We start from the raw sequence: 471 nt of genomic DNA, 5'->3' as shown, positions 1-471 counted from the left end.
GACGACCTGTTGCAGCAACTTCAGCAAGAAGCGGATCGGGCAGCACAAGCCAACCTGGCCGCTGAATAAGAAAACGCGCCATTATTCAGTGCGTATGGTGGTCGGAACCCCATACGCACTCCGGGTCTCTCTAGGCAAATACCTGATTTATGGTACATGCTATGGTTTATTCCAAGCGGACCACATCACGTAACCGCCCCAAACGAGCCGAGAGACATGCATCTACAGGTACAACGCCTGAAGCACAAGCTGGTTATCGTCACGTTATTGACGACCACCCTGACTCTGATATTTTCAAGCATCGCCTTTACCTGGCTGGAATACTATCTGACCCGCCAGGACAACGAACGCCAACTGAACACCATTGGCACCATGATCGCTCGCCACAGCGCACACGAACTCCTGGCCGGACACACCAGCGAACTGAAAGAAAGCATCCGCTCCCACAGTGACAACAGCGATATTCTGAGC

At 52.9% G+C, this 471-nt stretch carries 2 protein-coding genes; both read left to right on the top strand.

The features are described from left to right. The coding region (locus tag Q4563_RS16025; RefSeq protein WP_303605181.1) for a hypothetical protein at positions 1 to 193 on the top strand (193 nt) is incomplete at its 5' end. 23 nt (positions 194 to 216) lie between these two features. Beyond that, the coding region (locus Q4563_RS16020) for a hypothetical protein (protein ID WP_303605180.1) at positions 217 to 471 on the top strand (255 nt) is incomplete at its 3' end.

This window comes from Gilvimarinus sp. 1_MG-2023, assembly GCF_030548285.1.
This window is presented reverse-complemented; position numbering and strand designations above follow the sequence as displayed.